Origin of the sequence: Sulfobacillus harzensis, from assembly GCF_012933365.1 — a bacterium.
Taxonomy (GTDB): Bacteria; Bacillota; Sulfobacillia; order Sulfobacillales; family Sulfobacillaceae; genus Sulfobacillus_B; species Sulfobacillus_B harzensis.
Genome location: NZ_JABBVZ010000212.1, coordinates 1 through 2,715 on the forward strand (window position 1 = coordinate 1; position 2,715 = coordinate 2,715).

Genomic DNA, 2,715 nt, shown 5'->3' on the forward strand with positions numbered 1-2,715 from the left:
CTCGCACATCGTGAGTCACGAAATCCTGCGAATCAGCGAGTATACGGGAGAAAAGCCCTAATCTACGAGGGAGCGCACGGCAGCGAGTCTTGGTGACGATTAAGGTGTTCGACGCATCCATGTCGCCCACCACGTCAAACTCAAAGTCCAACCCGTCGCGCTGGATGGGTTGCAAGCCGACCTTGCGGATGATGGTCTTGCCGTTCTCGTTTTTCTCTTGAACATACTCCATCTTTGACCGCATGGTCGCGATGACGTGCAACGGAGCCTGGAGCATCGCGTCGACGAGGCGATTGTGTTCGGGCGTGACGGTCCGCCAGGCGGTGTAGCTGTTGCCGCTCTTCTCCTGAGCGGCCGCGGCGTCGTGCATTTCGAGGACGCCCCCCTTGCCGATCCAGGCGTGGGTCAGGGAGTCGATGATGAGCACGTCATATCCCTCCGCCACCGCGGCGTCGATGGCGTTGATGTAGTTACGCGGGGCAAACGTGTCGAGCTCCAGCACGTCAAAATCGAACTCATCGGCGTACTTGGAGGCTGATCCACGCTCGGAGTCGATCACGGCAATCTTTTTACCGAGCCCCTGGGCGATCCGAAGGCTGCTGTAGGTCTTTCCGGAGCCGCTGGGTCCGATGAGCGCCATCCGAAGAAAGCTTTGCTTTTTGGTTGCTTTGTGGAACTGAAATGCCATGTTAAGCGTCCCCCTTCGATTTTTTGGTTTTGGGTTTTGGTTTGCGCACCGTCCAGCGTGAGTGGGGATCACTCGTCTTCTGGTACGGTTTGATGACATCTTCCGTAATGACGCCATCAGCGATGGCGGCTTTGATGTCTGTGGTGGTGCGCCCATTGACGATGGAGCGGCTGACGGTCACATCATCCGCACGCAGCACATTCGCCTGCCGGTCGTCGAGAACGTCGCCAAACCCCGCTTCGAGCGCATCCCGGCGGACCTTAATTAGGTCAATTTGGGACTCGAGCAGCTGCTGCTGCGACCGGAGCTTGGCGTATTCCTTGAGGTCTTCCGCTAATGGCGGGACGACGGCCACGACATCCTTTTTCTGTGAGCGTCAAATAATCCCCACCTTGCGGTGGGGACCTAAAGATATCACTGGGCCTGGCGAGTGGGTGCTGGCGACTTGAGATCGTCCGGGAGTTCGCTCGACCAGGGCAACAGCGCCTGCCAGGTCGCCAAATCGTTGAGGTCGCGATGGGGCAGTTCTTCAAACAAATACTGTAAATAGGCTTGCGGATTCAGCCCGTTTTCTTTCGCCGTTTCGATGATACTGTAGACGAGCGCACTGGCCTTCGCCCCCCGCGGTGTGTTACTGAAGAGCCAATTCCCCCGCCCGATGACAAACGGTTTGATGGCGCGCTCACTGCGGTTGTTGTCAATCTCGAGCCGGCCGTCCAACAAGTATCCTTCCAACTGAGCCCATTGATTGAGGCAATAGGTGACCGCCTTGCCCACGGCACTCTGGGGCAAGATGTCCGCCTGCTGAGCCTGCAGCCATTCATGAAACGCGGCCAAAATGGGCGCACTCCGCGCGCGACGCGCGCGCCAGCGGTCCTCCGGGGTGCTCTCGCGGAGGTCTTGCTCGACGGCATATAAGCGGTTACAGAAGTCGAGACCCGTGCGGGCCGAACTGGGACCGGCCCGTTGCCCGGCGGGCAACGCCTTTAAGGCCTCATCAAATTTACTCCGGTAATGCTCAGCTACACATTACCGGAGTAATGAGAAGTGCGACGTAATGGAAAGCTGCCGGGAAAAGGGGCTCCAACACGCCGTTTCCCCAGCTTGCACTTTCCATTTCACGCGGCTAGGAGCCGAGTCCTTTGAGCCACGCAAGCAACTCCGTGTTGGTCTGCCATGGGGGAAGGGCTTCAGATAGGGGCTGACTCAAAAGGCCTTTGCCCTTAGATTTTCTCCCACTTGACTCCCGAAAACAGGGAGGAGGATGACCCGCTTCCTCCACTAACCGGGGTAAAAGGGGCACATTTTAGGGATGGTATCACGGCCCAGGAACCTTTTGAGTCAGCCGCCTTTCCAAAGCCTTCCGCTTCATTTCGCTGTCGATCCGCGCATAGATTTCCGTCGTTTTGAGGTCCACGTGGCCTAGGAGGTCTCGGATATACACCAGGTTGACACCGGCCTGGAGCAAGTGCATGGCCTTCGAATGCCGAAAGCAATGGGGCGACACCGTGTCCGGGAGTGCTCCCGGAGACACCTGGGCCGCTTGCTGCACGTACTTGGCCACGATATAGGCCACCCCTTCTCGGGACAGTTTGCCTCCCGCTCGGTTCTGAAACAGGGGATACGCACTGGCTTGTGGATGGTTCAACTGGCGTTCCTGCCGATACTGCTTAAGGAGACGAGCCATGGGCGGCATCAACGGTACAATGCGACTTTTCTGACCCTTGCCGGTGAGCCGAATCGTCGATACCGTGCTCAATTTGACATCGCCTGCGACGACGTCGCAGAGTTCCTGGGCCCGAGCGCCCGTATCATAGAGGAGGCTCAACAACACAGCATCCCGCCGCCCGTGACGGGCGGCCCGGTTGGGGAGACTCAGGAGAAACTTCATCTGTTCGACGGTCAAATAGTCCATACGCCCGGAGGTTGTTTTTTTAAAGGGAATCGCCTGTAATTGTTGCGCCTCGTGCATAAACTCCGGTTGTTCCCGTTGCAGGTACTGGGCAAAAGCGTGCACCGCTGCCAGG

At 58.0% G+C, this 2,715-nt stretch carries 4 protein-coding genes and 1 pseudogene; all 5 read right to left on the minus strand.

The window, feature by feature from the left end:
• Positions 1 to 688: ATP-binding protein (locus HIJ39_RS22400; protein ID WP_169103254.1), on the minus strand; the 688-nt coding region annotated here is incomplete at its 3' end.
• Position 689: 1 nt separating this feature from the next.
• On the minus strand, positions 690 to 1,043 hold the full coding sequence (locus HIJ39_RS22405; protein WP_169103255.1) for a hypothetical protein: 354 nt from the start codon (positions 1,041 to 1,043) through the stop codon (positions 690 to 692).
• A 59-nt stretch (positions 1,044 to 1,102) separates the two neighbouring features.
• The gene (locus HIJ39_RS25020; protein WP_338055277.1) at positions 1,103 to 1,279 is read right to left on the minus strand and encodes a transposase domain-containing protein; all 177 of its coding nucleotides are present in this window, start codon (positions 1,277 to 1,279) and stop codon (positions 1,103 to 1,105) included.
• A 33-nt stretch (positions 1,280 to 1,312) separates the two neighbouring features.
• Positions 1,313 to 1,705, minus strand: a pseudogene (locus HIJ39_RS25025) (IS66 family transposase); the annotation flags it as partial.
• Positions 1,706 to 2,006: 301 nt separating this feature from the next.
• On the minus strand, positions 2,007 to 2,715 hold a 709-nt coding region (locus HIJ39_RS22415; protein WP_169103257.1), incomplete at its 5' end, for a tyrosine-type recombinase/integrase.